This window comes from Azospirillum sp. RU38E, assembly GCF_900188385.1.
GTDB lineage: Bacteria > Pseudomonadota > Alphaproteobacteria > Azospirillales > Azospirillaceae > Niveispirillum.
In genome coordinates this window covers 17,977-43,760 of sequence record NZ_FZOI01000021.1, presented here as the reverse complement: position 1 = coordinate 43,760, position 25,784 = coordinate 17,977, and the positions used below count along the sequence as shown (strand labels likewise).

The window sequence follows — 25,784 nt, the reverse complement described above, 5'->3', positions numbered from 1 at the left end:
GGGTCATTCCCCCAGCAGGTTCTTGCGGGCGGTGCCCAGGCCGCTGGGCAGCAGAAGGCCGCGCCAGCCGGTGGCGATGGTCCCCGCCCGCCCGGCGCTGCGTCGCAGCAGGCTGGTTTCCGCCGCCGTCGGCGCCGCATCGGCCCCTGTGGGGCCTGGATTGGCGGGGGCCGGGGCGGCGGGTTGCAGCGGAGCGGGGCTGGTGGGCAGGGTGACAGGGGCAGGTGTGGCGGCAGATTTGCCGGAAGAGACGATTCGGGCCATTTCCATGCTCCGGGACAGGGGGCGGGGCGGCAGCCGGCCGCCCAGATGGCGGTAAAGCTGATAGGGGGTCAGCACCCAGGGTGCGCGCAGGCCCAGCAGGCGCTTCACCACCTCCACACAGGTGAAGGGGGCCAGCGGCGGGGCCCAGGGGATGGCGCGCCGAGGGAGCGCAGGCGTTGGGAAAAAATTCAGGGTGATCAGCCCCTGGCGGCGGAACCAGTCGGCCAGTTCTGAAGCGGGGCAGGGCGGGTGCCGGGCCAGCTCCATCCGGTCGATCAGCGGGTCGATGCTGATCCAGCCATCCGGTTCCGGCCCCGCTGCCGGGATGGGCAACAGGGCGAAGACATGGCGGAACCCCGGTCGCAACAGGCGCAGCAAAGGCAGTTCGCTGTCGCCGCAGAACACCACCAGGGCGGGGGTGGGCGGCGGGTCTGGCGGGCCGGTCACAGGATGATCCCCTTGTCGCGCAAGATCGGTTCCATGCGACCCAGCGCCTCCTGCCATAGGAACCAGTCCGCCGCCTCACGTGCCCGGTCACGTTCTGGGGCTAGCATCTGCTGGCCATAGCGGGCCAGCACCTGTACATGCTCATGCCGCAGCCGACCCTGGCGGTAGAGCCGTTCCACCACCTTCAGGATATCCCCCGGCTCGCAGGGGCGGGGCAGCAGCGCCTGACCGGCGCGCACCCGCGCGCCCTCCAGCAGGGCCTTATGGGCCTGCATGGTCCAGAACCAGGCCTCGGTCGTATCCGGGAAGGGGATGGTGTTGGGTGGGGTGTCATTCCGCCGGCGCGGGGTTGCGGTGGTGGGGGCGGTGAGGGGCATATCGTCACCTATTTCGAGGAATTTGATCCTTTATCTAATTCGGAACGCCTTTCGTCAAGGGATATGTGAAAATCATCCTAGGGACGTTTCTGACGGATTATGGGATATTTCTCCCATGCTCAAGCATTCAGACATATGGCAGGCCATTGACCAGCTGGCGCAGCGGCACGGCCTCTCGGCATCCGGGCTGGCTAAACGCGGCGGTTTGGACCCGACCACCTTTAACAAGTCCAAGCGCACGACGCCGGATGGCAAGCTGCGCTGGCCGTCCACGGAAAGCATCGCCAAGGTGCTGGAAGCGACGGGCAGCAGCTTCACCGATTTTGTCGGCATGGCGGACGGGGTCAGCACGGCCGGCGCGCCGCCGGCCGCGGTGCTGCGCCGTATCCCGGTGATCGGCTATGCCCAGGCCGGTAACCAGGGCTATTTCGATGATGCCGGTTATCCGGTCGGCAATGGCTGGGACGAGCTGGAATTCCCCCATGTCGCCGATGAGCGGGCCTATGCGCTGGAAATTTCCGGCGACAGCATGGAACCGGTCTATCGTGACGGCGATATCATCATCGTCTCCCCGGCTGAAACGCTGCGGCGCGGCGACCGGGTGGTGGTGCGCACGCGGGAGGGGGAGGTGATGGCCAAGCAGCTGTTGCGCCAGACCGCCAACCGTATTGATCTGGTCTCCCTGAACAAGGCGCATCCCGACCGCAGCCTGGCCATGGGGGAGGTCGCCTGGATCGCCCGCATCCTCTGGGCCAGCCAATAGCGGCCGGGTGAATGCACACACAGGTAGGCATTCAATAATCGTCCAAGATAATCCTAGGATAAAAATCCTTTACAATCACCTCCCCTCCCGTTAGAGCTGATCCTGTCGCTGCCGACAGGATGGGAAGGGCCGGGCCATGCCGCCGGGATGTGAACAGACGGGTGATCCGCTGGGACCGCTACACAGTTTCTATGACGGGCGCCCGCCCTGGCGCACCCGGCAGGAGGCGCTGGCCGGCGGGCCGGCCGCCCTGGAAGCCCTGCGGGCGGAGGCGGCACAGCGGCGGGCAGTGGAACAATATGGCGCGGCGCGGCTGGCGGTGGTGCGCCGGCGCGCCCTGCTGACGCGTCAGCAATGCCGGCGTGACCGCTGGCTGGCCCGGCTGGTGGCCGATCTGGCGCGGCTGCGGACCGATGCCGTGGGGGTGCAGGGCTGAGGGTGGTTGCGCCGAAGGGGCGACGGTGCTGGGCGGGTGGCCCCTGGTGCTGCACAGCAGATGTGCTAGATCAGGCGCCCCCTTGCCAAGCCTGCTCTTCTGCGCCAAATGACGGCGATCACACTGCTTCCATGAAACGGCCCACCCCCACCGCATGGCAGATATGACCGCGCCTTTCGACCCGTCCGACGATTTTTGCTCACACCCCCCGGATCGCTGCTGCGCCGCTACGGCCGCCCGTCTGGCGGATGCCGGGCTGCGGCCCACCCGCCAGCGGCTGGCCCTGGCCAAGCTGCTGTTTGATGCCGGGCACCGCCATGTCACGGCCGAACAGCTGCATGGGGAAGCGCTGGAAGCGCGGATGCAAGTCTCCCTGGCCACGGTCTATAATACGCTGAACCAGTTCCGGCAGGCCGGGCTGCTGCGCGAAGTGGTGGTGGAGGCCGGGCGCGCCTATTTCGACACCAATATCGACGACCACCATCATTTCTTCCATGAAAGCAGCGGCCAGCTGCAGGATATTTGCGGCCGTCAGCTGCAGGTGGCCGGCATTCCCGGTCTGCCTGCCGGCGCCCGGATCGCCCGAATCGATGTCATCATCCGCCTGACCGATGGTGATTGATATATTTTTGGCGCTGTAATCGGGATTGCCACCCGCGCCGATGCCGCCTGCATCGTTGCGGAGCGTCACCCGGAAACGTAGAGTGAGGTTCATGATTGAACCTCACCGGCGCCAGCCGGCGCCGGGGCGGGAGACTTTATGCGCAAAGTCCTGATGGGCGGCCTTGCCTTGCTGGCGGGCGTTCAGCTTGCTGGAACGGCGGTCGATCTGCGGTCCGGCTGGCGGGACTATGCCGCTGCACGGGAGATTGCGGGGCTGAAGCAGGTCAGCCAGCAGCTGCTGGTGGCGGCCCGCGACCATGCCATTGAAACCGGGCTGGTCAATCTGCTGCTGGAATCGGCCCATGTGCCGGGCGTGCCCCAGGCGGACCTGCATCAGCAGATCGCGCGGCACCGGCGGGAATCGGATGCCGCCGTGGAAGCCGCGCTGGCCGGGTTGCGCCGGGTCCATGTGGAGGAATCACTGGCCGAGGATGTGGCCTCCCTTCAGGTCGCCACCACGCGGCTGCGGGAGGTGCGCCCGCGCATGGAACGCCGGCTTTCGGGGGAGGCGGACGCGGCGGAGCGGGAAAATCCGCTCTCCCTGGCAGAATGGCAGGACGCAACGCAGAGCCAGTCGGCCGCCCTGTTGACCTTGCTGCGCGAAATCAACCGCCCCTCCCTTTCGGTCGGCGGTGCGGCCGGTGCGGCAGAGATGCTGGTGCGCGAGGCCATCAAGCTGCGCCAGGTTGCCGGCGCCGATATGGGGATGCTCTACCGCCTGACCATGATGGGGGAGAAGTTCGATCCGGACCAGAGCATCTCCCGCATGGCCTGGCTGGAGCTTTCCTGGCGCAACCTGCGGGAGGCGGCTGGCGCTGCCTCCCTGCCCGATCCGGTCCGTCTAGCGGTCAGCCAGACGGAGACGGCCCTGTTCCAGCGCTATCTCCCGCTGCGCCGCGCGCTGCTGGGGGCGGCGCAGCCAGGGGAAGGGGTGGGGGCGGAGCGGGCACGCCTGCCGGAATTGATGCGCACGGGCACGGGCGTGCTGAACGCCTCGGGCGACCTGATTGCCGCCGCCATCAATGTGGCGACAGAGGCCACCGACCAGGCCAAGGCCGCCGCCCGCCAGCGCCTCTGGCTCAACGGGGTCGAGCTGGTGCTGGCCATTCTGGCCCTGCTGGTGGCCATGCATTTGATCCGCCGGCGCGTGCTGCTGCCCATTCAGAACATGACCAGCGCCATGCGGGCGGTGGCCGGCGGCGACCTGTCGGCCCCGCTGCCGGAAAAACTGTTCAGCCGCGAATTGCGGGCCATGGCGGCAGCGGTGGCCGTGTTCAAGGAAAATGCCCGCCAGCTGCAGACGGAAAACCGCGAACGTCGCCGCATGGAGCGGCAATTGACGGTGGAGCGCGGCATTCTGGAGATGGCGGCCGCCAGCGCGCCCTTGGAGGAGATTCTGGCGGCCCTGTGCCGGGGCATGGAACAGCAGCTGGATGATGCGCTCTGTTCAATTTTGCTGCTGCGCGAAGATGGGCTGCATGTCACGGTGGCGGCCGCACCCAACATGCCGGCGGAGATCGCGGCTGCCTATGAAGGGATCGCCATCGGCCCGGAGGTGGGTTCCTGCGGCACCGCCATCTATCGCCGTGTACCCGTCATCGTCACCGATGTGGAAAACGATCCGCGCTGGGAGAAGTTCAAGCATATCGTGCTGCCGCATGGGCTGTGCTCCTGCTGGTCGCTGCCCATCCTGACGGCGGAGGGGGAGGCGCTGGGCGCCTTTGCCATCTATGGCCGGCAGGTGCGGGAACCGAAGGATTGGGAGATGGAGCGGGCGCGCCGGGCGGTGCAGCTGGCCTCCCTGACCATTTCCAGCCGGCGGGCGGCCGAACAGCTGGAACAGGCCAAGGCGCAGGCTGAACTGGGCAGCCGCACCAAGACGGAATTCCTGGCCAATATGAGCCATGAGCTGCGCACCCCGCTGAACGCCATCATTGGTTTCGCGGAGGTGCTGGAAAGCGAACTGCAAAGCGCAGAGGCGGTGGGCAAACCCATGGCCACATCCGCCTATGCCGGCGATATCATCGCGTCGGGCCGCCATCTGCTGACGCTGATCAACGACATCCTGGACGTCTCCAAGATGGAGGCGGGGCGGGTGGAACTGCGGGAGCGCATCTGCGGGGTGGAGGAACTGGTGCGCGGCTGTGAACGCATCGTGCGTGCCCGCGCCATGGAACGCCGCCTTAATCTGGTGGTGCAGGTGGCGGAAGGGATGCCGCCCATCCTGGTGGATGATGTGAAGTTCAAGCAGATCGTGCTGAACCTGCTCTCCAACGCCGTGAAATTCACCGCCCCCGGCGGTACGGTAAAGCTGGTCGCCGGGGTGGACCCGGCGCGGGGTGTCAGCGTGGCGGTCAGCGATACCGGCATCGGCATCAAGCCCGACGATCTGGCCAAGGTCTTCGTGCCCTTCCATCAGGTTGATAATGTCTATGCCCGCTCCAACCCCGGCACCGGGCTGGGGTTGACCCTGTCCAAGGGGCTGACGGAGCTGCATGGCGGCCGGCTGACCATTGACAGCGTGTTTGGTGAGGGCACCACCGTCACCGTCAACCTGCCGCCCGCCCGCATCGTCTGGACAGAAGCCGGCACCGGCCTGCCGCTTCCCCTGCCCATGCGGTGACAGGCCGGAAGGGGTAACCCCCCTGGCGGCTGGCATCCGTGGAACCGGGGCGGCAAGGTGCCGGGGGTGCTGTCCATTTCAAGTTTTTGCACCATCGCAGGGAACACAGCATGATCGATCATTGCCGCGCGCTTATCTATGCCATGGTTCTGGCCTCGGCCGCCGATGGCGACATGACGGATGCCGAACTGATGACCATCGGGGAGAATGTGCGCTCCCTGCCGGCCTTCCAGGGTTTTTCGGCGGATCATCTGCCGACGGTGGCGCGCGAATGCACCGAGCTGCTGGCCGGGGCCGACGGTCTGGACCAGACGATCGATATCATCCGCCAGACCCTGGGCAAGCCGCTGCGGGAGACCGCCTATATGCTGGCCTGCGAGGTGGTGGCCGCCGACCGCACCGCCAGCCAGGAGGAATTGCGGATGCTGGAGATGCTGCGCCACCGGCTGGAGGTGGACCGGCTGACCGCCGCTGCCCTGGAACGCGGCGCCCGCGCCCGCCATACGGCGGCACCGGGGGCCTGATGCTACGTTCCGGTGACAGACGTCGTTTCCCCGGACAGGGGCGGGCTTTCCGGTACCATGGCATTATGCAAAATCACCCTGGCAACATGGGGCTGCCAGGGTGACAGAAGTAAAGATATTCAGCTGGCCAGCATCTTCCCCAGCGGGCGGCCGCCGGCAATATGCACATGGAAATGCGGCACTTCCTGGTGGCTGTCCGGCCCGTGATTGGCCAGCAGGCGATAGCCGCTGTCATCCAGCCCGGCTTGGCGGGCCACCAGCCCGACGGCGCGGATGAAGCCGGTAATTTCCTGTTCCGTCGCCTGGGCGCTGAAGTCCGCGAAGGAGCAGAAGGGCCCCTTGGGGATCACCAGAATATGGGTGGGGGCCTGCGGGTTGATATCGTGGAAAGCCAGCGCATAGGGGTCTTCATAGACCTTCTTGCAGGGGATTTCCCCCCGCAGGATGCGGGCGAAGATGTTGCTGCGATCATAGATCAAGGGGCATATCCTTCCGCTGAAGCGCTGTTATTCCCGCCCACTATGGCGAAGACCGGGTTTGGCGTCACCGCCCCTCAGGCGGGCTTGCGGCTTTTCTTTTCCGCAATGCCACTGATGCCTTTGCGCCCTTCCAGGATGCCATAGACCTGCGCCGGTTCCAGCCCGGCATCGGCCCACAACACCAGCAGATGGTACAGCAGATCGGCGGATTCGTCGGCCAGCTTGTCCTTGTCGCCGCGCATCGCCTCAATCACGGCTTCCACGGCTTCCTCACCCACCTTCTGGGCGATCTTGGCGCGGCCACGCGCGAACAGGCGCGCGGTGTGGGAGCTTTCCGGGTCGCCGCCCCGGCGTTCCAGGATGGTCTGATAAACCTCATCCAGCACAGCGGCACCGCCGCCATTCACCGGCTTATCCTTGCTGCTTGCCATGGTGTTTTCCATTCTGCTTATGCCAAGGGGCATGTCTCATGCCCCTTGGAGGCCAGCGACTGCTGGCCCGCGGGTACCGTGCCCGCGTGAGCCAAGGCGGCGGATGCCGCCGTCCGGCACTTGAGGGAACTTATAAATACCAAGAGTCATGATTCATGGCTCTTGGTATCACAGCCGTACCGGGATGCCTGCCGCGGCCATATGTTCCTTGGCCTGGCGGATGGAATAGGTGCCGAAATGGAAGATGCTGGCGGCCAGCACGGCCGAGGCATGGCCCTGCCTCACCCCTTCCACCAGATGATCCAGGTTGCCCACGCCGCCGGATGCGATGACCGGGATGCTGACCGCATCGGCCACCGCCCGCGTCAGGGGCAGATTGAAGCCCTGCTTGGTGCCGTCCCGGTCCATGGAGGTGAGCAGGATTTCGCCCGCGCCATATTCGGCCATGCGCTTGGCCCATTCCACCGCATCCAGCCCGGTGCGGTTGCGCCCGCCATGGGTGAAAATCTCCCAGCGCGGTTCCCCGTTGGGCCCCGGCTCCACCGATTTGGCATCAATGGCCACCACGATGCACTGGGCCCCGAATTTCTGCGCCGCTTCGCGCACAAATTCCGGGCGGTGGACGGCGGCGGTGTTGATCGACACCTTGTCGGCCCCGGCCAGCAGCAGCTTGCGGATATCTTCCACCACCCGCACCCCACCACCCACGGTCAGCGGCATGAAGACCTGTTCGGCGGTGCGGCGCACCACGTCATAGATGGTGTCGCGGTTATCGGAACTGGCGGTGATGTCCAGGAAGGTCAGCTCGTCCGCACCGGCGGCATCATAGGCGCGGGCCTGTTCCACCGGATCGCCGGCATCGATCAGATCGACGAAATTCACGCCCTTGACGACGCGCCCGTCCTTCACGTCCAGACAGGGGATGATGCGGGCCTTTAGCATCGGCCTTACTCCCCGCGCAGCAGGGCAAGCGCTGCCGCCGGATCGATGCGGCCATCATAGAGCGCGCGGCCGGAAATCACGCCGATGATGCCGGTCTCCTCCACCTCCTTCAGCGCCGCCAGATCGGCGATGGAGGAGACACCGCCGGACGCGATGACCGGCGTGGTCAGGTGGCTGGCCAGATCGGCGGTGGATTCCACATTCACCCCCCCCATGGCGCCGTCGCGGTCAATATCGGTGTAGATGATGGCGGCTACGCCGCAATCCTCAAACTTCAGCGCCAGATCCAGCGCCTTCAGCTCGCTGGTCTCTGCCCAGCCTTCCACGGCGACATAGCCGTTGCGGGCATCGATACCCACGGCCACCTTGCCGGGGAAGGTCTTGCAGGCTTCCTTCACCAGGGCCGGATTCTTCACCGCCACGGTGCCCAGGATGACCCGCGCAATGCCGCGCGACAGCCAATAGTCAATGGTGGCCATGTCGCGGATGCCACCGCCTAGCTGCGCCGGCAGGGAGACGCGGGACAGGATGGCCTCCACCGCCGCGCCATTGACGGGCTTGCCGGCAAAGGCGCCGTTCAAATCCACCAGATGCAGCCATTCATAGCCCTGGGCGGCGAAGCTTTCCGCTTGGGCGGCCGGATCGGCATTGAAGATGGTGGCCTGTTCCATCTCACCGCGCAGCAGGCGCACGGCATTGCCGTCCTTCAGGTCGATGGCGGGAAAAAGGATCATGGCTTAGCGCTCCCCGGACGGGTTTTCCCCGTCCCCCTGCTGTTCCAAGGTTTTGTAATAGAAATGGCCGCTGATATCGCGGCCCATGGCGCGGGCATAATGCGGGTGCGTGCCCCACCGGATGAAGCCCATCTTCTCGTAAAGCCGGATGGCGCTGTGCTGGGTGTCGCGCACGTCCAGGTTCAGCAGCCGGAAACCTTCCTTGGTCGCCTGATCGATCACCGCCTGGGTCAGCTTGCGCGCCAGCCCATGGCCGCGCGCCCAGGGGGCGACGAAGGAGGTGGTCAGGCTGCAGGCAAAGCTCTGCGCCTCATTATTGCGGGTTGGGCGCACCAGTTGGGCCGACCCGGCGACAATACCATCCAGCCGGCCAATGAACAGGCTGCGTTCCGGCACGGCCAGCACGCCCTTCCAATAGCGTTCCTGCACATCGCGTTCCGGCGGCATGACCCAGCCGAACCCGCCGCCATCCAGGATGGCGGCTTCGGTGGCGTCATACAGGTCCATCAGGTCGACGCGGCGGAATTCCGTGACCTGTTCGACGCTGGTGGCGGTTTTGGGGGCTGTGCTGTCGCTCATGGCCGCCAACGCAGGAAATTGGCGATCAAGGTCAGGCCGGCCTGCTGGCTTTTTTCCGGGTGGAACTGGGTGCCGACAATATTATCCCGCCCGACAATGGCGGTGAACGGCCCGCCATAATCACAGGTGGCCAGCACCTGCGCCGGGTCCGCCACTCGCATGGCATAGGAATGCACGAAATAGGCGTGCGTCCCCTCCGCCAGTCCGGCCAGCACCGGATGGGCGGGGGCCTGCAGGTGCAGTTCATTCCAGCCCATATGCGGGATTTTCAGCGCCGGATCGCTGGGGGCCAGCGGCCCCACCTCCGCATCCAGCCAGCCCAGACCGGCATGGTCGCCATGTTCGCGGCCCAGCTTGGCCAGCAACTGCATCCCGACACAGATGCCCAGGAAGGGCCGGCCATGCACGATCACCGCCTCATACAGGGCAGACACCATGCCCGGCACCGCATCCAGCCCGGCGCGGCAATCGCCGAAGGCACCCACGCCGGGCAGCACCACCCGGTCAGCCTTGCCCACATTGGCGGGATCGGCGGTAACCAGGATACGGCTATCCAGCCTGGCATCGGCCGCCGCACGTTCCAACGCCTTGGCGGCGGAACGCAGGTTGCCGGAACCATAGTCGATCAGGGCGACGGTTTCGGTCATCGGGTACGCCTTCATCGAACCGGCATGGGAACGGGGTTACAGCGACCCGCCCAGCACGCCCTTGGTGGAGGGAACGGCGTCGGCCTTGCGCGGGTCAATCTCGACCGCGGCACGGAAGGCACGCGCCAGCGCCTTGTAGCAGCTCTCCACAATATGGTGATTATTCTCACCATACAGGTTTTCGACATGCAGCGTGGCACCCGCCGCCTGGGCAAAGGCCTGGAACCATTCCTTGAACAGTTCGGTATCCATGTCCCCCAGCTTGTCGCGGGTGAAATTGACCTTCCAGATCAGATAGGGCCGGTTGGACAGGTCGATGGCCACGCGGGTCAGCGTCTCATCCATCGGGATCAGCGCGTCGCCATAGCGCTGGATGCCTTTACGGTCGCCCAGCGCCTTCATCACCGCCTCACCGATGGCGATGCCGCTATCTTCGGTGGTGTGGTGGAAATCGATATGCAGGTCGCCCTCGGCCTCCACCTCCAGATCCATCAGCGAATGGCGGGAGAGCTGTTCCAGCATATGGTCCAGAAAACCAATGCCGGTGGAAACCTTGTACTGTCCGGTGCCGTCCAGGTTGACGGCGACGCGGATACGGGTCTCCTTCGTCGTGCGTTCAACAACGGCACGGCGCGGAGCGCTGGCGGGGGTGACGGTCGCGTTCGACATGATGGTGTCGTATCAAGCGCAACGGCCGCTGTCACCCCACCTGATTGCAAGGCAGAACCGGCCCCTGCGCGTGAAAAGCGGGCTTGCCGGATGGAAAGATCGTTGCTTGCGCGGTGGGGAGAGGTTGCGGGAAAGAACAGCTGGACGTGAGATCATGCGCGCCCACCCACGCGGGGCCATCCCCGCGACACGCAAATGTCTTGCACCACCTGATACCAATCTCCCTTGATCGTGACCGATCAAGGGAGATTTTGCGTTCCCTCAGGTGCCGGGCGGGCGCATCCGCGCCCTTGGCTTGCGCCGCTACCAAGCGGCGGGCCGGCGGTCGCCGGCCTCCAACCCGCCTAAAGGTCAACCTTTCGTGCCGCTCAATCGGTTGGCTACGTGGCATGGGCCGCGCGGTGGCGGTCGCAACGGGATATCACCCTCTCCCGCGATGGCTGGTTAAAACAGGCCCGATCAATCCGCCTTCAGCACACCGCGTTCCAGCTGGTCACGTTCGATGCTTTCGAACAGGGCGCGGAAATTGCCTTCGCCGAAGCCGTCATCGCCCTTGCGCTGGATGATCTCAAAGAAGATCGGGCCGATCACCGTGGCGGTGAAGATCTGCAGCAGCAGCCCACCCCCCGGTGCGCCATCCAGCAGAATGCCGCGCTGGCGCAATTCTTCCGTCGGCTGGCCATGGCCGGGCAGTCGTTCTGCCAGCATGTCGTAATAGGCGGCCGGCGGCGGGGTCATGAACGTGATGCCGTTCGCCTTCAGCGCATCATAGGTCTTGATGATATCGTCGGTGGCCAGCGCGATATGCTGGATACCTTCGCCCTTGTACTCGCGCAGATATTCCTCGATCTGGTCGACGCGGCCTTCCACGCCGGCACTTTCGTTGATCGGGATGCGGATCTTGCCGCAGGGTGCGGTCAGCGCCCGGCTTTTCAGGCCGGTCAGCTTGCCTTCAATGTCGAAATAGCGGATCTGCTGGAAATTGAAGAGCTTGTTGTAGAAATCGAACCAATGGTCCATGCGGCCGCGATGGACATTGTGGGTCAGGTGGTCCACCAGCGTCAGGCCACAGCCGGTGGGGTGCTGTTCGGCCCCCTCTACCGGCACGAAGTCGATATCATAGATTGATGCCGGGCTTTGATACCGGTCCACCAGATAGATCAGGCTGCCGCCGATGCCTTCAATGGCGGGGATGTTCAGCTCCATCGGGCCGATGGCGCCCTTCACCTCCCGCGCGCCCAGTTCCAGGGCGCGGCGATGGGCGAAGGCGGCATCCTTGACCCGGAAGGCCATGGCGCAGGCGCTGGGCCCATGGGCACGGGCAAATTGCTGGGCCAGGCTTTCCGGCTCCCCATTGACGATGAAATTGATATCGCCCTGGCGGAACAGGCTGACCTTCTTGGACCGGTGGGTGGCCACCTTGGTGAAGCCCAGCGTAACGAACAGCGCTTCCAGCGCCGCCACATCGGGGGCGGTATATTCAACAAACTCAAACCCGTCGGTGCCCATGGGGTTGTCCCACAGGTTACCCACCAGCTTGCCGTTCTCCACCCGCGCATTCATGCCGCCATCCACCATCGCCGCCTCCCGTTCTCTGGTTCGCTCCTGGAATTGTTTCAGATGATACGATAAGTCGCGGGGCATGTCCTTGCGAAGTGCGGGCGGAAAGGCGCATTCTGCGGTGACAAATTGCGCGAAAACTTTCAAATGGGGCGGAAGATGAAGGAAAGCGGATTGGACGCGGCAGATATCCGCATACTTGCTGCGTTGCAGCGCAATGGCCGGCTTTCCAATGTCGATCTGGCCGAACAGGTGGGCCTGTCCCCCAGCCCCTGCCTGCGCCGGGTGCGCGATCTGGAGGAGAAAGGCTTCATCCAGGGCTATACCGCCATCCTGGACCGGCGGAAGCTGGGCATGGGGGTGGTGGCCTTTGTCGAGGTGAAGATCGACCAGAATGCCGAAGGGGACGCCGATTTCCGGCGCGGCATCCTGCTGCTGCCGGAGGTGGTGTCCTGCTTCGTGATGACGGGGACGATGGATTATCTGCTGCAGGTGGTGGTGGAGGATCTGGACGCGTTCGCCGATCTCTCCATGCGCAAGCTGCTGTCGATCAAGGGGGTGAAGGAGGTGAAATCCAGCTTCGTGCTGGATGTGGTGAAACATTCCACCAACCTGCCCTTGCCACGCCCTGGTGTGGGGTGAAAACAGCGTTAAGGCCGCCAGCCGCCCAGCGGGTAATCCTGCAACGGGTGATATGTCACCCCCGATGAACCCCGCACACTTTCATACAGGGTGAAACGGTCCACCGGGAACGGCCCTTCCCGCAGCAGCCCATGGGTTTCCATATAGAGCCCCAGCCGGGTGGCCGGAGTTTCCTTCAGATAGGCCAGGGTGACATGGGGGCTGAATTTGCGCTCCTCCGGCGGCAGCCCGGCGCGGACCAGGGCGGATTCCACCTTGGCCTGCAGGTGCAGCAGCGGGTCGGAAGGGGCCACCCCCGCCCAAAGGGCGTGCTGGCGGTGGCCCTGGCCGAAACTGCCGACACCATCCAGTGTCAGCGTAAATTCCGGGGCCACCACCAGATCAAGGGCCGCATCCACATCCTGCGCCGTGCCTTCATCCACCTCCCCAATATAGCGCAGGGTGAGATGGTAGTTTTCCGGTGCCACCCAGCGCGCACCGGGCAGGCCGGCGGCCCGCCGGGCCAGCCCGTCGCAAATGACTTCCGGCATCGCAATGCCGACAAACAGGCGCAGCATGTGAATGCCCCCAGCCCGGACGATTACAGACAGGGGTTGGGGTTGGCGGCCTGCACCTGATCCAGTTCCGCCAGCAGTTCCGCCGACAGGGTGATGTCGCCGGCCCCGATGGCGATACGCAACTGTTCGATGCTGGTGGCGCCGATGATGCTGCTGGTGACGAACCGCTTGGTCAGGGTGAAGGCGATGGCCATCTGCGCCGGGTCCAGCCCATGGCGGCGGGCAATGTCCAGATAGGCCAGCGTCGCCGCCTCCCCGCGCGGATTGTCATAGCGGGAGCGGCGATCATCAATGGAGCGGCGGGAACCGGCGGGGATAGCGCCATTCAGATATTTGCCCGTCAGCGTGCCGCCGGCCAGCGGCGAATAGGCCAGCAGCCCCACATCTTCGCGCAGGGCCACTTCGCTGAGGCCCGCTTCGAAACTGCGGTTCAGCAGGCTGTACGGGTTCTGGATGGAGACGACGCGTTCCAGCCCCAGCCGTTCAGCCGCCATGATGAAGCGCATCACGCCCCAGGGCGTCTCATTCGACAGGCCGATATGGCGCACCTTGCCCTGGCGCACCAGATCGGACAGGGCGGCCAGCGTCTCCTCAATCGGCACCTCGCCCGGTTCGGCGGCCGGATGTTCGACGATGCGGCCGAACCGGTCGGCCTTCCGGTCGGGCCAATGCAGCTGGTACAGGTCCAGATAATCGGTGCGCAGCCGTTTCAGGCTGGCCTCGATGGCGGCATTGATATTGGCGCGGTCAGCCCGCGCCTTGCCGCCCCGTATATAGGGAAAGCCACCATCGGTATTGCCCACCACCTTGCTGGCCAGCACCACATCCTTGCGCCGACCGGTGCGGGCAAACCAGTTACCGATGATTTCTTCCGTCCGGCCATAGGTTTCCGGCGTCGGCGGGGCGGAATACATTTCCGCCGTGTCCCAGAAGGTCAGCCCGTGATCCAGCGCCAGTTCCATCTGGGCGAAGCCTTCGGCCTCTGTGTTCTGGCGGCCCCAGGTCATGGTGCCCAGGCAGATTGACGGTACCCGCAGATCGGTGCGGCCCAGCGTGCGATGATCCATCGGCCAATTCCCTGCACGAATGAAATTGCCCCACCATAGGGGCAAGAAGGCCGGTCTTTTAACCTTTATTTTCAGCCGGTGCCGCGATCCCCATCACAGGCGCAGAAACGGGTTCAGCAGCCGCAGGAACCGCCCGGTCAGGCGCAGCGGCGCATCTGTCACCGCCAGACAGATACAGTCGCCATCATCATCGGCCACCGGGCGATGATCGATACTGGGGTCGGTGACGGCCAGATCGCCGCGCAGGAAATGCCCCGTTTCATCGGCAAAACCGCCAGCCAGCACCAGGGTCAGTTCATTGCCATGGTGGGTATGGCGCGGCATTCCCATGCCGCCGCGGATGCGCATCATCCGCACCCGGCTGCGGCGACGGTCACCACAGACGATATCCGCCTCCTCCAGGCCGGGAATGGTGCGCGACCAGCCGATGCGGTCAATATCGCCGCCAATATAGGATCGCAGCGGTTCGGGCAGCACCGGGGCCGGCCCGGCCGGGCGACGCCGCACCACGGGCAGGGGAATCGGGTCGATATTCGGTTCATCCAGCCGGGCCAGCACAGCATCCAGGGTGCCGGCCCCCAGGGCTGCCGGGGCCAGATCGTCGATCAGGGCGCCGCCCACCGCTTCCAGCCGCGTCACCTCTGCCCGGCAGTGGGGACAGAGCGCCAGATGGGTGGCCACCACCAGCGACATGGCCTCATCCAGCCCGCCGGCAGCATAGGCCAGCAGCAGATCCTCTGTCGGGTGGTGGGAAGGGGCCATCGCGGCGGCCTGGAAATGATCCAACGGTTCCATCATGCACCTCCGCCCAGATCCGCCGGGTCCAGCGCCTTGCGCAGGCGGGCCAGCGCCAGCCGCAGCCGGGACTTCACCGTCCCCAGCGGCAGGTTGCTTTCCTGCGCAATGGCGCTGTGCGCCTTATCCTGGAAATAGGCCATCTTCAATAATTCCGCCTGTTCGGCCGGCAGTTCCCGGATTGCCCGGTGCAGCCTGACCGACTGTTCCTCGATCATCATCCCTTCATCCGCCGCATTCACCGGGGCCGGCACCAGGGCCGGATCGTCCGGATCAATCTCCGGCCGCCTTTCCTGGCGCAGCCGGTCGATGCGGCGGTTGCGGGCGATGGTGAAAATCCAGGTGCCGGCGGCGGAAAGCGCGGGGTCGAAACTGCCGGCCCGGCGCCAGACCGTCACCATGACATCCTGGACAATCTCTTCCGCCATCCCGGCATCCGCCCCGCCCTTTAACAGGAAGGATTTCAGCCGGGGGGCGAAATGATGAAACAGTTCGACAAAGGCCTGTCGGTCATGTTCCCGCGCCACGCGCAGCAAAAGGCCGTTGGTCCGGTCAATTTCTGCGCTTTGGGCCATGTCGGGGGCGGTCATCCTGTCCATGCGCCGACGCGGAACAACCTTGTCGGTGTCCCGGTCCAGCGGTCCGCGTGGCCACGGACTATAATGGCCGCTTTGTTTCATCACAATGCTGATACGGGTGGACCTATTCGTTGGATCACCGACACACACATTTATTTTTCTGCCTTCGTTTGGCCGCTGATTTCCGTTACACCGAAATGACTTCCCGATCCGTCACCCAGGCAGAAAGGTCCGATGCGCGCGGCACGCTGGAAGAAAAGGCTCACCCTGTCCATCCTGGCCCTGCTGACGGCGGGGACCGTCCAGGCGGCGGAACCGCGCCTGCTGGGCAGTTTCCGTGACTGGAACGCCTTCATGCTGCATGAAGCCGCCGGCCCCGTCTGCTGGATGGTCAGCCGGCCCAAGCGGCAGGAGGGGGATTTCACCAAGCGCGGCGACGTCTTCCTGCTGATCATCCATCGGCCGGCGGAAAACAGCCTGGATGTGGTGAATTACATCGCCGGATATCCGTTTGAGGATCGCAGCGAGGCGCTGCTGCAGATCGCCGGCAAAAGCTACAAATTGTTTGTAGAGGGGGAAGGCGCCTGGGCCCGCGATGCAGCGCTGGACCGCAGCATCACCCAGGCGTTGCGCAACGGTACGCTGATGACGGCGCGCGGCACCAGCGCGCGCGGCAGCCGCATCACCGACACGTTCAGCCTGGCCGGCGCCACCGCCGCCTATCAGGCCATCAACGCCGCCTGCGGGGTGCCGGAAGGGCGGTGATCACCGCCCCTCTGCCATCCGGTCACCGCTGCGCCGGTCGCGGGCAATGTCCAGGAACACATCTTCCATCGTGGCGCGGCCATAGCGGGCCAGCAGGTCGGCCGGCGATCCGCGATCGACGATCTGGCCGCCCTTCATCATCAGCACGCCATCACACAGCCGCTCCACCTCCGCCATGTTATGGCTGGCCAGCAGGATGGTGGCGCCGGTGCGGGCGCGATAGCGCTCCAGATAGGTTCTGATCCAGTCGGCCGTATCCGGGTCCAGGCTGGCCGTCGGCTCGTCCAGCAGCAGCAATTCCGGCTCGTTCATCAGGGCCTTGGCCAGGGCCACCCGCGTTTTCTGCCCGGCCGACAGATTGCCGGATGGCCGGTCCAGAAAGCGGGAGAGATCCAGTTCCTCGGCCAGCCGGGCGATGCGCGCCTTCAACCCCGTCAACCCATAGAGATGGCCATAGACGGTCAGGTTCTCTGTCACCGTCAGCCGGTGGGGCAGATCGACATAGGGGCTGGAGAAATTCATCCGCGGCAGCACGCGGTAACGCTGGCTGGCCATGTCATGGCCCAGCACCTCCACCGTGCCCGATGTGGGCAGCAACAGGCCCAGCAGGATGGAAATGGTGGTGGTCTTGCCGGCCCCATTGCCGCCCAGCAATGCCACCGTCTGGCCGGCAGGCACGGTGAAGCTGATCTGGTCCAGGGCGGTGACCGGGCCGAATTTCTTTGTCAGTGCCTCCACCCGGATGGCGGGCGGGGCGGGGGGCGGATGACCTTTGTCTCTGTCTGTGTCGCTGGGCATGAAGATTGATGGTCCTGAAGCGGGAACACCCCTAATCTGGTCAGGGAAATGGCCATAATGATGGCCGCGATTGATAATGGTGGGACAAAGGGATGAGTGAAGCAACCCCGAATAGCCATCCGCAGCTGCCGGGCAATGAGGGGCGGGTCAGTGCCCGCACCCTGCTGACCATCCGCTGGATCGCGGTGCTGGGCCAATCCATCACCCTGGCCACGGTGACACTGGGCCTGCACCTGCCTTTACCCCTGCCCTTTGCGGTGGCGGCGGTGGCGGTATCGGTGATCATCAACCTGTTCGCCATCCGCCGCCTGGCCCACCAGCCCTTTTTGGGTGACCGCGATGCGGCCTTCTATCTGGCCTATGACATGGTGCAACTGGCCGTGCTGCTCTATCTGACCGGCGGGCTGGACAACCCGTTCGCCGTGATGATGCTGGCCCCGCTGACCGTGGCGGCCAGCACCCTGGGGCGGGAGGCGGTGACCATGCTGGTGGCCCTGGCCGTGCTCTGCTTCACCACCCTGGCGTTGACCGCCCTGCCGCTGCCCTGGCCCGGCCAGACGGAGGCGGGGTTGCCGCCGGTCTATCGTTTCGGGGTGTGGACGGCGCTGACCATGTCGGCCGGCTTCATTGCCGGCTATCTTTATAAGGTGGCGGATGGCGCCCGGCGGCTGTCCATGGCGCTGAATGCCAGCCAGGAGGCGCTGGCCAGGGCGCAGAGCGCCTCGGCCGTCGGCGCCCTGGCGGCGGCGGCCGCGCATGAGCTGGGCAGCCCGCTGGGCACCATCGCCGTGGTGGCCAAGGAACTGGCGCGCGACACCCCACCCGACAGCCCGATTGCCGAAGATGTGGCCCTGCTGCAAAGCCAGGTGGCGCGCTGCCGCGACATTCTGGCCGAACTGTCACGCCGGCCAGGTGACCGGGGCGGGGCGGAACCGTTCGTGCCCATCGCCGCCTTGTTGGAGACGACGGCCAGCCCCTATTTCCGCCCCGGCATCAGCCTGGAAGTCGTCAATGTGAACGAGCCGGAGGATGGCACCCCCAATGTGCAGCCAGTGCCGGAAATGGTGCATGGCATGGCCAATATCCTGCAGAACGCCATGCAGTTCGCCGCCTCGCGCGTGCTGGTGACGGTGGATTGGACGGCACCGGGCGTGGCGTTGACGGTGCAGGATGACGGGCCGGGCTATCCGCCGGCCCTGTTGCCCCGGTTGGGTGAACCCTATGTCAGCGGGCGCACCCTTGCGGCGCGGGAGGCGGCGGGCAATATGGGGCTGGGCCTGTTCATCGCACAGACACTGCTGGAACGTTCCGGCGCTGTGGTGACCTATGCGAATGGTAGATCGGGTGGGGCCATGGTTGCCATCCGCTGGAAACATCCCACCTTCACGGTGTAGAACCCCCTTTCAGGATCGAAGCAGAAAGTCCGAATGATGAGCGATGAAGCCCTGCTCTCCGGGGACCAGCCGAAATTGACCTTCACGGGCGATGCCTCGCGCAGCCTGCTGATCGTGGATGATGACGCGCCCTTCCGCATCCGTCTGGCCCGCGCCATGGAGCGCCGGGGCTTTGATGTGGTGGCGGTGGATACCGTCAATATGGGTATCGAGGTGGCGCATGAAAGTGCGCCGCGCTATGCCGTGGTTGATCTGCGGCTGGGCGACGGGTCGGGCCTGGATGTGGTGAAGGCGCTGCGCGACGCGCGGCCCGATGCCCGCATCGTCATGCTGACCGGCTATGGCAATATCGCCACCGCCGTGGCGGCGGTGAAGTTCGGCGCGGTGGATTATCTGCCCAAACCGTCCGATGCCGATGCGGTGGAAGCGGCCCTGCTGGCCGATGGCCCCCTGCCGCCCCCGCCGGAAAGCCCAATGTCGGCCGACCGGGTGCGCTGGGAACATATCCAGCGGGTGTTTGAACAATGCGACCGCAATGTCTCTGAAACCGCCCGCCGGCTGAAAATGCACCGCCGCACCCTGCAGCGCATCCTGAACAAGCACGCCCCCAAGGCGTGACGGGATCCACCCCAGCGGCCGGGTCACCGGCCGCTGGGGTGACCGATCATGGGGCCGGCTGTTTGGCGAAGCTGGAAAGCGTGATATCGGCCGTGACGATCATCTTGTCCTGCACGCCGGCCATCACATCGGCTTCCATCGCTGGGGCCGGGGCCATGTGCACATTGGCGCGGCTGAGCTTCATCATCATATTGGTTGTTTCAGCGAAATTGATCTGGCCGACGCGGTATTCCCGGTTGGGGAAGGCCGCCTTCAGCCGCTTCACCTCGTCATTCACCTTGGCATAGATTTGCTCCCGCAGTTTGGCGCGGGCCGCCTCGGTCTCTGCCAGCGTCGGTTCAAAGGCGACATTGCCCACGCGCACCTGCAGGCCGGGGCGGCTGGCCTTCTTGGTACGGTCGGCCAGGGTGCCCAACTGGCTTTCCGGCAGGCGGGCTTCCAGCGTCGCCTGCCAGCGTTCCAGCCCGGCGCTGTCCGATTGCTGGTTCATGGCGGTGATGCGCCATTCCGCCTTGTCGGCGATGCCAGCAACGGCCTTCAGGATATCGGCGCGCAGGGTGCCGGAATTTTCCGCCCCGTTGCTGGCCGCATCCACCACCAGGGTGACGCGCGCCGTTTCCGTCTTCACCCATTCCTCCACCGCCAGGTTCAGCGTCACATTATCGGATACGGGTGCCGGGGCCACCACCAGGGGGGCCGACTGCGCCCAGACGGGCGATGCTGCCAACGGCAGGGCCAGCATGGCGGCGGACAGGGCGAACAGGGCAACGGGGCGGCGCATGGAATTCTCTCCTTATCGTCAGCGGGTTCCGCACCCGCCGTTGAGAGGGGAGAGTAGCGCATCCCCAGTGGCGGAAATACGACCGGAAGGGGATAATTCAGGGGTAATAGGCCGGGCGTCGCCCCTCACCACCCGCCCTATTTCGTGCCAAACAGCCGGTCGCCGGCATCGCCCAGGCCGGGCACGATATAGGAATTGGCATCCAGATGGCTGTCCAGGGCGGCGGTGAAGACCGGCACATCGGGGTGATGCTGGTGGAACACCGCCACCCCCTCCGGGGCCGAGACCAGCGCCATGAAGCGGATCTGGCTGTCGGCCACGCCATGGCGGTTCAGCACATCCACGGCATGAACGGCGGAATAGCCGGTGGCCAGCATGGGATCGACCAGGATGAAGATGCGGCCCGCCGGGTCCGGCAGCTTCACCAGATATTCCACCGGGCGCTTGGTGTCATGGTCACGGTACAGCCCGATATGGCCTTCGCGCGCCGCCGGCACCAGTTCCAACAGCCCTTCCGCCATCACCAATCCTGCACGCAGGATGGGCACCACGGCCAGCTTGCGCCCTTCGATCACCGGGGCATCCATGGTCGCCAGTGGGGTTTCGATGCGCTCCGTCGTCATCGGCAGGTCGCGCGTGATCTCGTACCCCATCAACAGGGCGATTTCCCGCAGCAACTGGCGGAAGCCCATGGTGGACCGGCCCTTGTCGCGCATATGCGACAGCTTGTGCTGGATCAGCGGATGGGTCAGCACATGAAGATTGGGGAAGTCGCGGGTCATGGCCGGTTCCTGGCAAGAAAGGATGATTGTCGCTACCATAACCGCCCCGGCCGGCCGCGTCAGCGGTGACGATGCCCCATGCTTTGCCGGGGCGGCTGACGCGCGTGGCGGATGGGCTGTGCCGGGCGGCGATCTCCCCCATATTCAACGCCCCATACCCCCCGCCTTTCCCAGACCCCCGGTTTCCATGCGCCGTCACGACCGCCCCAATGGCAATTCCGCTGCCGATCGCGCCAACCGCACCCGCCTGACCGATGGGCAGGTGTTGAAGCGCCTGCTGCCCTATCTCTGGCCGGCGGGACAGCCGGCCATGAAGCTGCGGGTGGTGCTGGCGCTGCTGTTCCTGGCGGTCGCCAAAGGCGCCAATGTCACTGTGCCCATCTGGTACAAGGGGGCGGTGGATGCCTTGTCCGGCAACGGGCTGGCCCAGGCGGCCGCCGCCAACCCGGCGGTTGCCATCCCCATCGGCTTCATCCTGGCCTATGGCTTGGCGCGGGTGTTGAGCCTGGCGTTCGGCGAACTGCGCGACGCGATTTTCGAACGGGTCAGCCAGCGCGCCATGCGGGTGGCAGCATTGAATGTCTTCCGCCATCTGCACGCCCTGTCGCTGCGCTTCCATCTGGAACGGCAGACGGGCGGGCTGTCGCGCGTGGTGGAACGCGGTACCAAGGCAATTGACAGCCTGCTCAGCACCTCGCTGTTCAACGTGCTGCCGACGCTGCTGGAAATCCTGCTGGTGACGGGCATCCTGTGGAAACTGTTCGATTTCCGCTTTGCCGCTGTCACCTTCGGCACGGTGGCGCTTTATATCGGCTACACCATCACCGTCACCAACTGGCGTACCCGCATCCGCCGGTCGATGCTGGATGCCGATACCAGCGCCAATGCCAAGGCCATCGACACGCTGCTGAATTACGAGACGGTAAAGTATTTCGGCAATGAGCTGTTTGAGGCCAACCGGTATGACAAGGCCCTGCGGGTTTATGAGGATGCGGCGGTCCGGACCCAGGCATCCTTGTCGCTGCTGAATATCGGCCAGGGCATCATCATCGCCGTGGGCGTGGTGGCGGTGATGTGGATGGCGGCGACCGGCATCATCAAAGGCCAGTTGACCATCGGCGATTTCGTGCTGGTGAACACCTATCTGCTGCAGCTTTACCAGCCGCTGAATATTTTCGGCTTCGTCTATCGCGGCATCCGGGAATCGCTGAATGATATGGAGCGGATGTTCGAACTGCTGACCGTGGATCGGGAGGTGGAGGACAAGCCGGGCGCCCCGGCGCTGGTGACGGCCGGGGCCGCCATCCGTTTCCGCGATGTGCATTTCGCCTATGACAAGCGGCGGCCCATCCTGAAAGGCATCGATTTCACCGTACCGGCTGGGCGTACCGTGGCCGTGGTCGGCCCCACCGGGGCCGGCAAATCCACCCTGTCCCGCCTGCTGTACCGCTTCTATGACGTGACCGGTGGCGCGGTGGAGATTGATGATCAGGATGTGCGGCAGGTAAGCCAGGCATCGCTGCGCGCCGCCATCGGCATCGTGCCGCAGGATACGGTGCTGTTCAACGACACCATCCGCTACAACATCGCCTATGGCCGGGTCGATGCCAGCGAGGCGGAGCTGGAGCGGGTGGCCGCCGCTGCGCAAATCCTGGATTTCATCAAGGCGCTGCCCGATGGCTGGAACACCATGGTGGGTGAACGCGGCCTGAAACTCTCCGGCGGGGAAAAACAGCGCGTGGCCATCGCCCGCACCCTGCTGAAAGACCCGCCGATCCTGATTCTGGACGAGGCGACCAGCGCGCTCGACACCCATACGGAACGCGAAATCCAGGCTGCATTGACCGATGCGGCGCGGGGGCGCAGCACCCTGGTGATCGCCCATCGTCTGTCCACCGTGGTGGATGCCGATGAAATCATCGTGCTGGATGCCGGCCAGATCGTGGAACGCGGCAACCACGCCGCATTGTTGGCCCAGGGCGGGGCCTATGCCGCGCTGTGGGCGCGGCAGCAGGAAGGGGTGAACCGGGCAGAGACGAAGCTGGAAGCGTAACCGGTTACGGATTCTTCCCGGAGAAGCGCGACAGAACCTGTTGCGCCTCAATCCCCAGCGCATAGAAGGCGACACCCATCCGGTCGCCCCGCCGCCAGGCGACGATGGCTTCGCCGCCGACCTCCACCCCCTCCACCGTCAGGCGGAAGCCGAACCGGTCCTGTTGATCCAGCAGCCCGCGATATCCCGCCACGCACATGCCACCCAGGCTGAGATCAACCAGATCCAGCCGCTGCTGTGCCACCGTGACATGCCCATCGCCAAAACTATGTTTGGGCGCGGATCGGTCACGCCGCAGCAGCCGGCCCAGCCAGGATGGCGGGCGGGGCGGGGCCGGGGCGGTGAAGGGGGAATTGGCCGCAATCTCCATGACCTGGCCTCATCTATCCAATATATCGAACCGACTCCAGAATCGCACGTGAGCACGGATCGGAAAACCGGACCTTTGGACACATGTACGATGGGCATATCACCTGCCCGTTCCCCCTGCCGATTTGACGATCCAGCGGGCCTGTCGCACTATCCGGGATAGGCCCTGTTCGTCACCGTTGCCGATGGAATGCCCCAATGCCGGATGCCCTGCCCCCCACCGATCTTGCCGACCGGCTGCGCCGTGGCGAACGGCGCGCGCTGGCCCAGGCCATCACCCTGGTGGAAAGCACGCGGTCCGATCACCGGGCGCTGGCCGATGATCTGCTGGCCAGCCTGCTGCCCGATACGGGCAATGCGGTGCGGCTTGGCATTACCGGCGTGCCGGGGGTGGGCAAATCCACCTTTATTGAGGCGTTTGGCCTGCATCTGATTGCCCAGGGGCTGAAGGTGGCCGTGCTGGCCATCGACCCCACCAGCCAGCGCACCGGCGGTTCCATCCTGGGCGACAAGACGCGGATGGAATTGCTGTCGCGCGACCCGCGCGCCTTCATCCGCCCCTCCCCCGCCGGCGGCACGCTGGGCGGGGTGGCACGGCGCACGCGGGAAGCCATGCTGCTGGTGGAAGCCGCCGGCTTTGATGTGGTGATTGTGGAGACGGTGGGCGTGGGCCAGTCGGAAACGGCGGTAGCCGACATGGTGGACCTGTTCCTGCTGCTGCTGCCCCCTGCCGGCGGGGATGAGCTGCAGGGCATCAAGAAGGGCATTGTCGAACTGGCCGACATGATCGTGGTCAACAAGGCCGATGGTGAGTTGGCCACCGCCGCCCGCCATGCGGAGGCGGAATATCGCCATGCCCTGTCGCTGCTGCGCCCGGTCAACCCGCTGTGGCGGGTGCCGGTGCTGTCCTGTTCCGCCCTGACGGGGCGGGGCATTGATGCGGTCTGGGAGCAGATCGGCGATTATCGCCGCCTGCTGGGGGCGGAAGGTTCCGGCGACATTGCCCGCCGCCGGGCCGAACAGGCCCGCGCTTGGATGTGGAGCGAGATTGAGGAAAGCCTGATCGATGCCTTCAAGGCGGAACCGGCGGTGCGGGGTGAGTTACCCAGCCTGGAACGCGCCACCGCCACCGCCGCCATCACCCCCGGTGCGGCGGCCAAGCGTCTGCTGGCCCTGTTCCGGCGGGGGTAGAGGCGGTCAACAGACTGCTTTTTTACCCCCAATCCATGCGGAGGGGAGCAGCCTGTCCTCAAAGCTCAGGGATGGGTTCCGATCAAGGCTGATGGGCATAATACCAATCTCCCTTGATCGTGACCGATCCAGGAAGATTTTTGTTCCCTCAGTCGCCGGGCGGGCGCATCCGCGCCCTTGGCTCACGCCGCACGTGCGGCGGGCCGGCGGTCGCCGGCCTCCAATCCGCCTAAAGCTCAACCTTTAGGCGGATTGGTATAAGGCGGCTTCGTATAACCCGCCGGCGACAGAGTGAAAATCTCAAACCCATCCTTGGTGACGCCGATGGAATGTTCGAACTGGGCCGACAGGCTCTTGTCCCGCGTCACGGCGGTCCAGCCGTCCGACAGCACCTTCACGGCATAGCCGCCGGCATTGATCATCGGTTCGATGGTAAAGAACATGCCTTCTTCCAGCACAGCCCCCCGGCCCTTCTGGCCGTAATGCAGCACCGACGGTGCATCATGGAACACGCGGCCCAGACCATGGCCGCAGAAATCCCGCACCACGGAATACCGGAAGCTTTCGGCATAGGACTGGATGGCGAAACCGATATCGCCCAGCGTGGCCCCCGGCTTCACCACGGAAATGCCGCGCATCATGGCATCATAGGTGACATCGACCAGCCGGCGCGCCTTCAGCGCCACATCGCCCACCAGATACATGCGGCTGGTATCGCCGAACCAGCCATCAACGATAACGGTGACGTCGATATTGGTGATATCGCCGCTGACCAGCCGCTTGGGCCCTGGAATGCCGTGGCAGACGACATGGTTGATGGAGATGCAGGAGGCCTTGGTATAGCCCTTGTAGCCGACGGTGGCGGACGTGCCGCCATTGTCGATCACGTATTGCAGGATACGGTCATCCAGCTCCTCCGTCACGGCACCGGGCACGACGAAGGGGGTGATATAATCCAGCGTCGCCGCCGCCAGACGGCCGGCGCGGCGCATCCCTTCGAAATCCTCCGGCTTGTGGATCTTGATGGGGCGCCGCTCTTCATAATCGTCGGCCATATCGCTGTCGGTCATCACGTCTGCTTGCTCTCTGCTATACCGAGGCCGGCTTTGCCCAGCCGGCCATCTTCCTTCTGCTGCGACCTTACACGCGCCACGCCACCGCGTCCAACCCCCGCCAGGGCGGGAGGCGCCATGCGGCCGGGCGCAGGGCCGGGCAGCAGCCAGGGCAGGGCCATTTTCGATGAAACCGGCCGGCAC

31 protein-coding genes are annotated in these 25,784 nt (G+C 65.1%); 11 read left to right on the top strand and 20 right to left on the bottom strand.

Annotated elements, in window-relative coordinates:
• Nucleotides 1-3 precede the first annotated feature (3 nt).
• Entirely contained in the window at nucleotides 4-711 is a 708-nt protein-coding gene (locus tag CHB97_RS26920) for a hypothetical protein (RefSeq protein WP_244559677.1), read from the bottom strand.
• Nucleotides 708-1,088, bottom strand: coding sequence for a hypothetical protein (locus tag CHB97_RS22520; protein ID WP_089290264.1), 381 nt, complete (start codon nucleotides 1,086-1,088; stop codon nucleotides 708-710). Before CHB97_RS22520 ends, CHB97_RS26920 begins: the two co-directional genes overlap by 4 nt.
• 115 nt (nucleotides 1,089-1,203) lie before the next feature.
• Between CHB97_RS22520 and CHB97_RS22515 the strand changes: the two genes are divergently transcribed.
• The 5 genes from CHB97_RS22515 (at nucleotide 1,204) to CHB97_RS22495 (ending at nucleotide 6,097) form a co-directional block, all read left to right on the top strand.
• Nucleotides 1,204-1,851 (top strand): helix-turn-helix transcriptional regulator, encoded by a 648-nt coding sequence (locus CHB97_RS22515; RefSeq protein ID WP_089290263.1) that lies wholly within the window; start codon nucleotides 1,204-1,206, stop codon nucleotides 1,849-1,851.
• A 136-nt stretch (nucleotides 1,852-1,987) separates the two neighbouring features.
• On the top strand, nucleotides 1,988-2,287 hold the full coding sequence (locus CHB97_RS22510) for a hypothetical protein (RefSeq protein WP_089290262.1): 300 nt from the start codon (nucleotides 1,988-1,990) through the stop codon (nucleotides 2,285-2,287).
• Between the two features lie 163 nt (nucleotides 2,288-2,450).
• Nucleotides 2,451-2,909: an iron response transcriptional regulator IrrA gene (gene irrA / locus CHB97_RS22505; protein ID WP_089290311.1), complete on the top strand. Its 459-nt coding sequence runs from the start codon at nucleotides 2,451-2,453 to the stop codon at nucleotides 2,907-2,909.
• Nucleotides 2,910-3,047: 138 nt separating this feature from the next.
• Nucleotides 3,048-5,573 (top strand): ATP-binding protein, encoded by a 2,526-nt coding sequence (locus CHB97_RS22500; protein ID WP_089290261.1) that lies wholly within the window; start codon nucleotides 3,048-3,050, stop codon nucleotides 5,571-5,573.
• Between the two features lie 110 nt (nucleotides 5,574-5,683).
• On the top strand, nucleotides 5,684-6,097 hold the full coding sequence (locus CHB97_RS22495) for a tellurite resistance TerB family protein (protein WP_089290260.1): 414 nt from the start codon (nucleotides 5,684-5,686) through the stop codon (nucleotides 6,095-6,097).
• Nucleotides 6,098-6,216: 119 nt separating this feature from the next.
• Here CHB97_RS22495 and CHB97_RS22490 read toward each other — a convergent pair whose 3' ends face one another.
• The 8 genes from CHB97_RS22490 to hppD all read right to left on the bottom strand — a co-directional run bounded on the left by CHB97_RS22490 (nucleotide 6,217) and on the right by hppD (nucleotide 12,156).
• Nucleotides 6,217-6,576: a histidine triad nucleotide-binding protein gene (locus tag CHB97_RS22490; RefSeq protein ID WP_089290259.1), complete on the bottom strand. Its 360-nt coding sequence runs from the start codon at nucleotides 6,574-6,576 to the stop codon at nucleotides 6,217-6,219.
• Between the two features lie 74 nt (nucleotides 6,577-6,650).
• Nucleotides 6,651-7,007 carry a phosphoribosyl-ATP diphosphatase gene (locus CHB97_RS22485; protein WP_089290310.1) on the bottom strand — a complete coding sequence of 119 codons (357 nt, stop codon included), beginning with the start codon at nucleotides 7,005-7,007 and terminating at the stop codon, nucleotides 6,651-6,653.
• A gap of 168 nt (nucleotides 7,008-7,175) precedes the next feature.
• Entirely contained in the window at nucleotides 7,176-7,949 is a 774-nt protein-coding gene (gene hisF / locus CHB97_RS22480) for an imidazole glycerol phosphate synthase subunit HisF (protein WP_089290258.1), read from the bottom strand.
• A 5-nt stretch (nucleotides 7,950-7,954) separates the two neighbouring features.
• Entirely contained in the window at nucleotides 7,955-8,683 is a 729-nt protein-coding gene (hisA, locus tag CHB97_RS22475; RefSeq protein WP_089290257.1) for a 1-(5-phosphoribosyl)-5-[(5-phosphoribosylamino)methylideneamino]imidazole-4-carboxamide isomerase, read from the bottom strand.
• 3 nt (nucleotides 8,684-8,686) lie between these two features.
• Nucleotides 8,687-9,262 (bottom strand): GNAT family N-acetyltransferase, encoded by a 576-nt coding sequence (locus tag CHB97_RS22470; RefSeq protein ID WP_089290256.1) that lies wholly within the window; start codon nucleotides 9,260-9,262, stop codon nucleotides 8,687-8,689.
• On the bottom strand, nucleotides 9,259-9,909 hold the full coding sequence (gene hisH, locus CHB97_RS22465) for an imidazole glycerol phosphate synthase subunit HisH (RefSeq protein ID WP_089290255.1): 651 nt from the start codon (nucleotides 9,907-9,909) through the stop codon (nucleotides 9,259-9,261). The genes CHB97_RS22470 and hisH overlap by 4 nt, the downstream gene beginning before the upstream one ends.
• A 36-nt stretch (nucleotides 9,910-9,945) precedes the next feature.
• On the bottom strand, nucleotides 9,946-10,578 hold the full coding sequence (gene hisB / locus CHB97_RS22460) for an imidazoleglycerol-phosphate dehydratase HisB (protein WP_089290254.1): 633 nt from the start codon (nucleotides 10,576-10,578) through the stop codon (nucleotides 9,946-9,948).
• Nucleotides 10,579-11,037: 459 nt separating this feature from the next.
• Nucleotides 11,038-12,156 carry a 4-hydroxyphenylpyruvate dioxygenase gene (hppD, locus tag CHB97_RS22455; RefSeq protein WP_244559676.1) on the bottom strand — a complete coding sequence of 373 codons (1,119 nt, stop codon included), beginning with the start codon at nucleotides 12,154-12,156 and terminating at the stop codon, nucleotides 11,038-11,040.
• Between the two features lie 141 nt (nucleotides 12,157-12,297).
• Here hppD and CHB97_RS22450 point away from each other — a divergent pair, with 141 nt between their 5' ends.
• Nucleotides 12,298-12,780, top strand: coding sequence for an Lrp/AsnC family transcriptional regulator (locus tag CHB97_RS22450; protein ID WP_089290253.1), 483 nt, complete (start codon nucleotides 12,298-12,300; stop codon nucleotides 12,778-12,780).
• Between the two features lie 8 nt (nucleotides 12,781-12,788).
• On the opposite strand, the gene thpR is transcribed toward CHB97_RS22450, so the two are convergent.
• From thpR to CHB97_RS22430, 4 genes are all read right to left on the bottom strand, one after another.
• Nucleotides 12,789-13,337 (bottom strand): RNA 2',3'-cyclic phosphodiesterase, encoded by a 549-nt coding sequence (gene thpR, locus CHB97_RS22445; protein WP_089290252.1) that lies wholly within the window; start codon nucleotides 13,335-13,337, stop codon nucleotides 12,789-12,791.
• A 23-nt stretch (nucleotides 13,338-13,360) separates the two neighbouring features.
• On the bottom strand, nucleotides 13,361-14,404 hold the full coding sequence (locus tag CHB97_RS22440; protein WP_089290251.1) for an aldo/keto reductase: 1,044 nt from the start codon (nucleotides 14,402-14,404) through the stop codon (nucleotides 13,361-13,363).
• Nucleotides 14,405-14,497: 93 nt separating this feature from the next.
• Nucleotides 14,498-15,202, bottom strand: coding sequence for a ChrR family anti-sigma-E factor (locus CHB97_RS22435; RefSeq protein WP_244559675.1), 705 nt, complete (start codon nucleotides 15,200-15,202; stop codon nucleotides 14,498-14,500).
• Nucleotides 15,199-15,774 (bottom strand): sigma-70 family RNA polymerase sigma factor, encoded by a 576-nt coding sequence (locus CHB97_RS22430; RefSeq protein WP_244559674.1) that lies wholly within the window; start codon nucleotides 15,772-15,774, stop codon nucleotides 15,199-15,201. The genes CHB97_RS22435 and CHB97_RS22430 overlap by 4 nt, the downstream gene beginning before the upstream one ends.
• 237 nt (nucleotides 15,775-16,011) lie before the next feature.
• On the opposite strand from CHB97_RS22430, the gene CHB97_RS22425 reads away from it, so the two are divergent.
• Nucleotides 16,012-16,542, top strand: a complete 531-nt coding sequence (locus tag CHB97_RS22425; protein ID WP_089290249.1) for an invasion associated locus B family protein — start codon at nucleotides 16,012-16,014, stop codon at nucleotides 16,540-16,542.
• Here CHB97_RS22425 and CHB97_RS22420 read toward each other — a convergent pair whose 3' ends face one another.
• Entirely contained in the window at nucleotides 16,543-17,340 is a 798-nt protein-coding gene (locus tag CHB97_RS22420) for an ABC transporter ATP-binding protein (protein ID WP_089290248.1), read from the bottom strand.
• Nucleotides 17,341-17,432: 92 nt separating this feature from the next.
• On the opposite strand from CHB97_RS22420, the gene CHB97_RS22415 reads away from it, so the two are divergent.
• Both CHB97_RS22415 and CHB97_RS22410 read left to right on the top strand, forming a co-directional pair.
• Nucleotides 17,433-18,734, top strand: a complete 1,302-nt coding sequence (locus tag CHB97_RS22415; RefSeq protein ID WP_089290247.1) for an ActS/PrrB/RegB family redox-sensitive histidine kinase — start codon at nucleotides 17,433-17,435, stop codon at nucleotides 18,732-18,734.
• Nucleotides 18,735-18,770: 36 nt separating this feature from the next.
• Nucleotides 18,771-19,352, top strand: a complete 582-nt coding sequence (locus CHB97_RS22410; RefSeq protein WP_371333133.1) for an ActR/PrrA/RegA family redox response regulator transcription factor — start codon at nucleotides 18,771-18,773, stop codon at nucleotides 19,350-19,352.
• 46 nt (nucleotides 19,353-19,398) lie between these two features.
• Here the strand turns inward: CHB97_RS22410 and CHB97_RS22405 are convergent, their stop codons facing one another.
• Nucleotides 19,399-20,133, bottom strand: coding sequence for a hypothetical protein (locus CHB97_RS22405; protein ID WP_089290245.1), 735 nt, complete (start codon nucleotides 20,131-20,133; stop codon nucleotides 19,399-19,401).
• 137 nt (nucleotides 20,134-20,270) lie between these two features.
• Entirely contained in the window at nucleotides 20,271-20,915 is a 645-nt protein-coding gene (gene upp, locus CHB97_RS22400) for a uracil phosphoribosyltransferase (protein WP_089290244.1), read from the bottom strand.
• Nucleotides 20,916-21,102: 187 nt separating this feature from the next.
• On the opposite strand from upp, the gene CHB97_RS22395 reads away from it, so the two are divergent.
• A complete protein-coding gene (locus CHB97_RS22395; RefSeq protein WP_089290307.1) occupies nucleotides 21,103-22,968 on the top strand; it encodes an ABC transporter ATP-binding protein/permease in 1,866 nt (621 codons plus the stop codon).
• Nucleotides 22,969-22,972: 4 nt separating this feature from the next.
• On the opposite strand, the gene CHB97_RS22390 is transcribed toward CHB97_RS22395, so the two are convergent.
• Nucleotides 22,973-23,338, bottom strand: coding sequence for a PilZ domain-containing protein (locus CHB97_RS22390; RefSeq protein WP_089290243.1), 366 nt, complete (start codon nucleotides 23,336-23,338; stop codon nucleotides 22,973-22,975).
• Between the two features lie 197 nt (nucleotides 23,339-23,535).
• Here CHB97_RS22390 and meaB point away from each other — a divergent pair, with 197 nt between their 5' ends.
• Nucleotides 23,536-24,528 (top strand): methylmalonyl Co-A mutase-associated GTPase MeaB, encoded by a 993-nt coding sequence (meaB, locus tag CHB97_RS22385; protein ID WP_089290242.1) that lies wholly within the window; start codon nucleotides 23,536-23,538, stop codon nucleotides 24,526-24,528.
• A gap of 236 nt (nucleotides 24,529-24,764) precedes the next feature.
• Here the strand turns inward: meaB and map are convergent, their stop codons facing one another.
• The gene (map, locus tag CHB97_RS22380) at nucleotides 24,765-25,598 is read right to left on the bottom strand and encodes a type I methionyl aminopeptidase (RefSeq protein ID WP_244559673.1); all 834 of its coding nucleotides are present in this window, start codon (nucleotides 25,596-25,598) and stop codon (nucleotides 24,765-24,767) included.
• Nucleotides 25,598-25,762 (bottom strand): hypothetical protein, encoded by a 165-nt coding sequence (locus CHB97_RS26550; protein WP_160106175.1) that lies wholly within the window; start codon nucleotides 25,760-25,762, stop codon nucleotides 25,598-25,600. The genes map and CHB97_RS26550 overlap by 1 nt, the downstream gene beginning before the upstream one ends.
• Between the last annotated feature and the right edge of the window lie 22 nt (nucleotides 25,763-25,784).

Coding starts and splice junctions, on each gene's coding strand:
- hisA (WP_089290257.1), bottom strand. CDS start 8,683: ATGATCCTTTTTCCCGCCATCGACCTGAAGGACGGCAATGCCGTGCGC.
- CHB97_RS22520 (WP_089290264.1), bottom strand. CDS start 1,088: ATGCCCCTCACCGCCCCCACCACCGCAACCCCGCGCCGGCGGAATGAC.
- CHB97_RS22405 (WP_089290245.1), bottom strand. CDS start 20,133: ATGCGCCGCCCCGTTGCCCTGTTCGCCCTGTCCGCCGCCATGCTGGCC.
- hisB (WP_089290254.1), bottom strand. CDS start 10,578: ATGTCGAACGCGACCGTCACCCCCGCCAGCGCTCCGCGCCGTGCCGTT.
- map (WP_244559673.1), bottom strand. CDS start 25,598: ATGACCGACAGCGATATGGCCGACGATTATGAAGAGCGGCGCCCCATC.
- CHB97_RS22415 (WP_089290247.1), top strand. CDS start 17,433: ATGAGTGAAGCAACCCCGAATAGCCATCCGCAGCTGCCGGGCAATGAG.
- CHB97_RS22450 (WP_089290253.1), top strand. CDS start 12,298: ATGAAGGAAAGCGGATTGGACGCGGCAGATATCCGCATACTTGCTGCG.
- CHB97_RS22515 (WP_089290263.1), top strand. CDS start 1,204: ATGCTCAAGCATTCAGACATATGGCAGGCCATTGACCAGCTGGCGCAG.
- CHB97_RS22395 (WP_089290307.1), top strand. CDS start 21,103: ATGCGCCGTCACGACCGCCCCAATGGCAATTCCGCTGCCGATCGCGCC.
- meaB (WP_089290242.1), top strand. CDS start 23,536: ATGCCGGATGCCCTGCCCCCCACCGATCTTGCCGACCGGCTGCGCCGT.
- hisF (WP_089290258.1), bottom strand. CDS start 7,949: ATGCTAAAGGCCCGCATCATCCCCTGTCTGGACGTGAAGGACGGGCGC.
- CHB97_RS22410 (WP_371333133.1), top strand. CDS start 18,771: ATGAGCGATGAAGCCCTGCTCTCCGGGGACCAGCCGAAATTGACCTTC.
- CHB97_RS22425 (WP_089290249.1), top strand. CDS start 16,012: ATGCGCGCGGCACGCTGGAAGAAAAGGCTCACCCTGTCCATCCTGGCC.
- CHB97_RS22510 (WP_089290262.1), top strand. CDS start 1,988: ATGCCGCCGGGATGTGAACAGACGGGTGATCCGCTGGGACCGCTACAC.
- CHB97_RS22470 (WP_089290256.1), bottom strand. CDS start 9,262: ATGAGCGACAGCACAGCCCCCAAAACCGCCACCAGCGTCGAACAGGTC.
- thpR (WP_089290252.1), bottom strand. CDS start 13,337: ATGCTGCGCCTGTTTGTCGGCATTGCGATGCCGGAAGTCATTTGCGAC.
- CHB97_RS22435 (WP_244559675.1), bottom strand. CDS start 15,202: ATGATGGAACCGTTGGATCATTTCCAGGCCGCCGCGATGGCCCCTTCC.
- CHB97_RS22495 (WP_089290260.1), top strand. CDS start 5,684: ATGATCGATCATTGCCGCGCGCTTATCTATGCCATGGTTCTGGCCTCG.
- CHB97_RS22430 (WP_244559674.1), bottom strand. CDS start 15,774: ATGGCCCAAAGCGCAGAAATTGACCGGACCAACGGCCTTTTGCTGCGC.
- CHB97_RS22485 (WP_089290310.1), bottom strand. CDS start 7,007: ATGGCAAGCAGCAAGGATAAGCCGGTGAATGGCGGCGGTGCCGCTGTG.
- irrA (WP_089290311.1), top strand. CDS start 2,451: ATGACCGCGCCTTTCGACCCGTCCGACGATTTTTGCTCACACCCCCCG.
- upp (WP_089290244.1), bottom strand. CDS start 20,915: ATGACCCGCGACTTCCCCAATCTTCATGTGCTGACCCATCCGCTGATC.
- CHB97_RS22500 (WP_089290261.1), top strand. CDS start 3,048: ATGCGCAAAGTCCTGATGGGCGGCCTTGCCTTGCTGGCGGGCGTTCAG.
- CHB97_RS22440 (WP_089290251.1), bottom strand. CDS start 14,404: ATGGATCATCGCACGCTGGGCCGCACCGATCTGCGGGTACCGTCAATC.
- CHB97_RS26550 (WP_160106175.1), bottom strand. CDS start 25,762: ATGGCCCTGCCCTGGCTGCTGCCCGGCCCTGCGCCCGGCCGCATGGCG.
- hisH (WP_089290255.1), bottom strand. CDS start 9,909: ATGACCGAAACCGTCGCCCTGATCGACTATGGTTCCGGCAACCTGCGT.
- hppD (WP_244559676.1), bottom strand. CDS start 12,156: ATGGTGGATGGCGGCATGAATGCGCGGGTGGAGAACGGCAAGCTGGTG.
- CHB97_RS22420 (WP_089290248.1), bottom strand. CDS start 17,340: ATGCCCAGCGACACAGACAGAGACAAAGGTCATCCGCCCCCCGCCCCG.
- CHB97_RS22390 (WP_089290243.1), bottom strand. CDS start 23,338: ATGGAGATTGCGGCCAATTCCCCCTTCACCGCCCCGGCCCCGCCCCGC.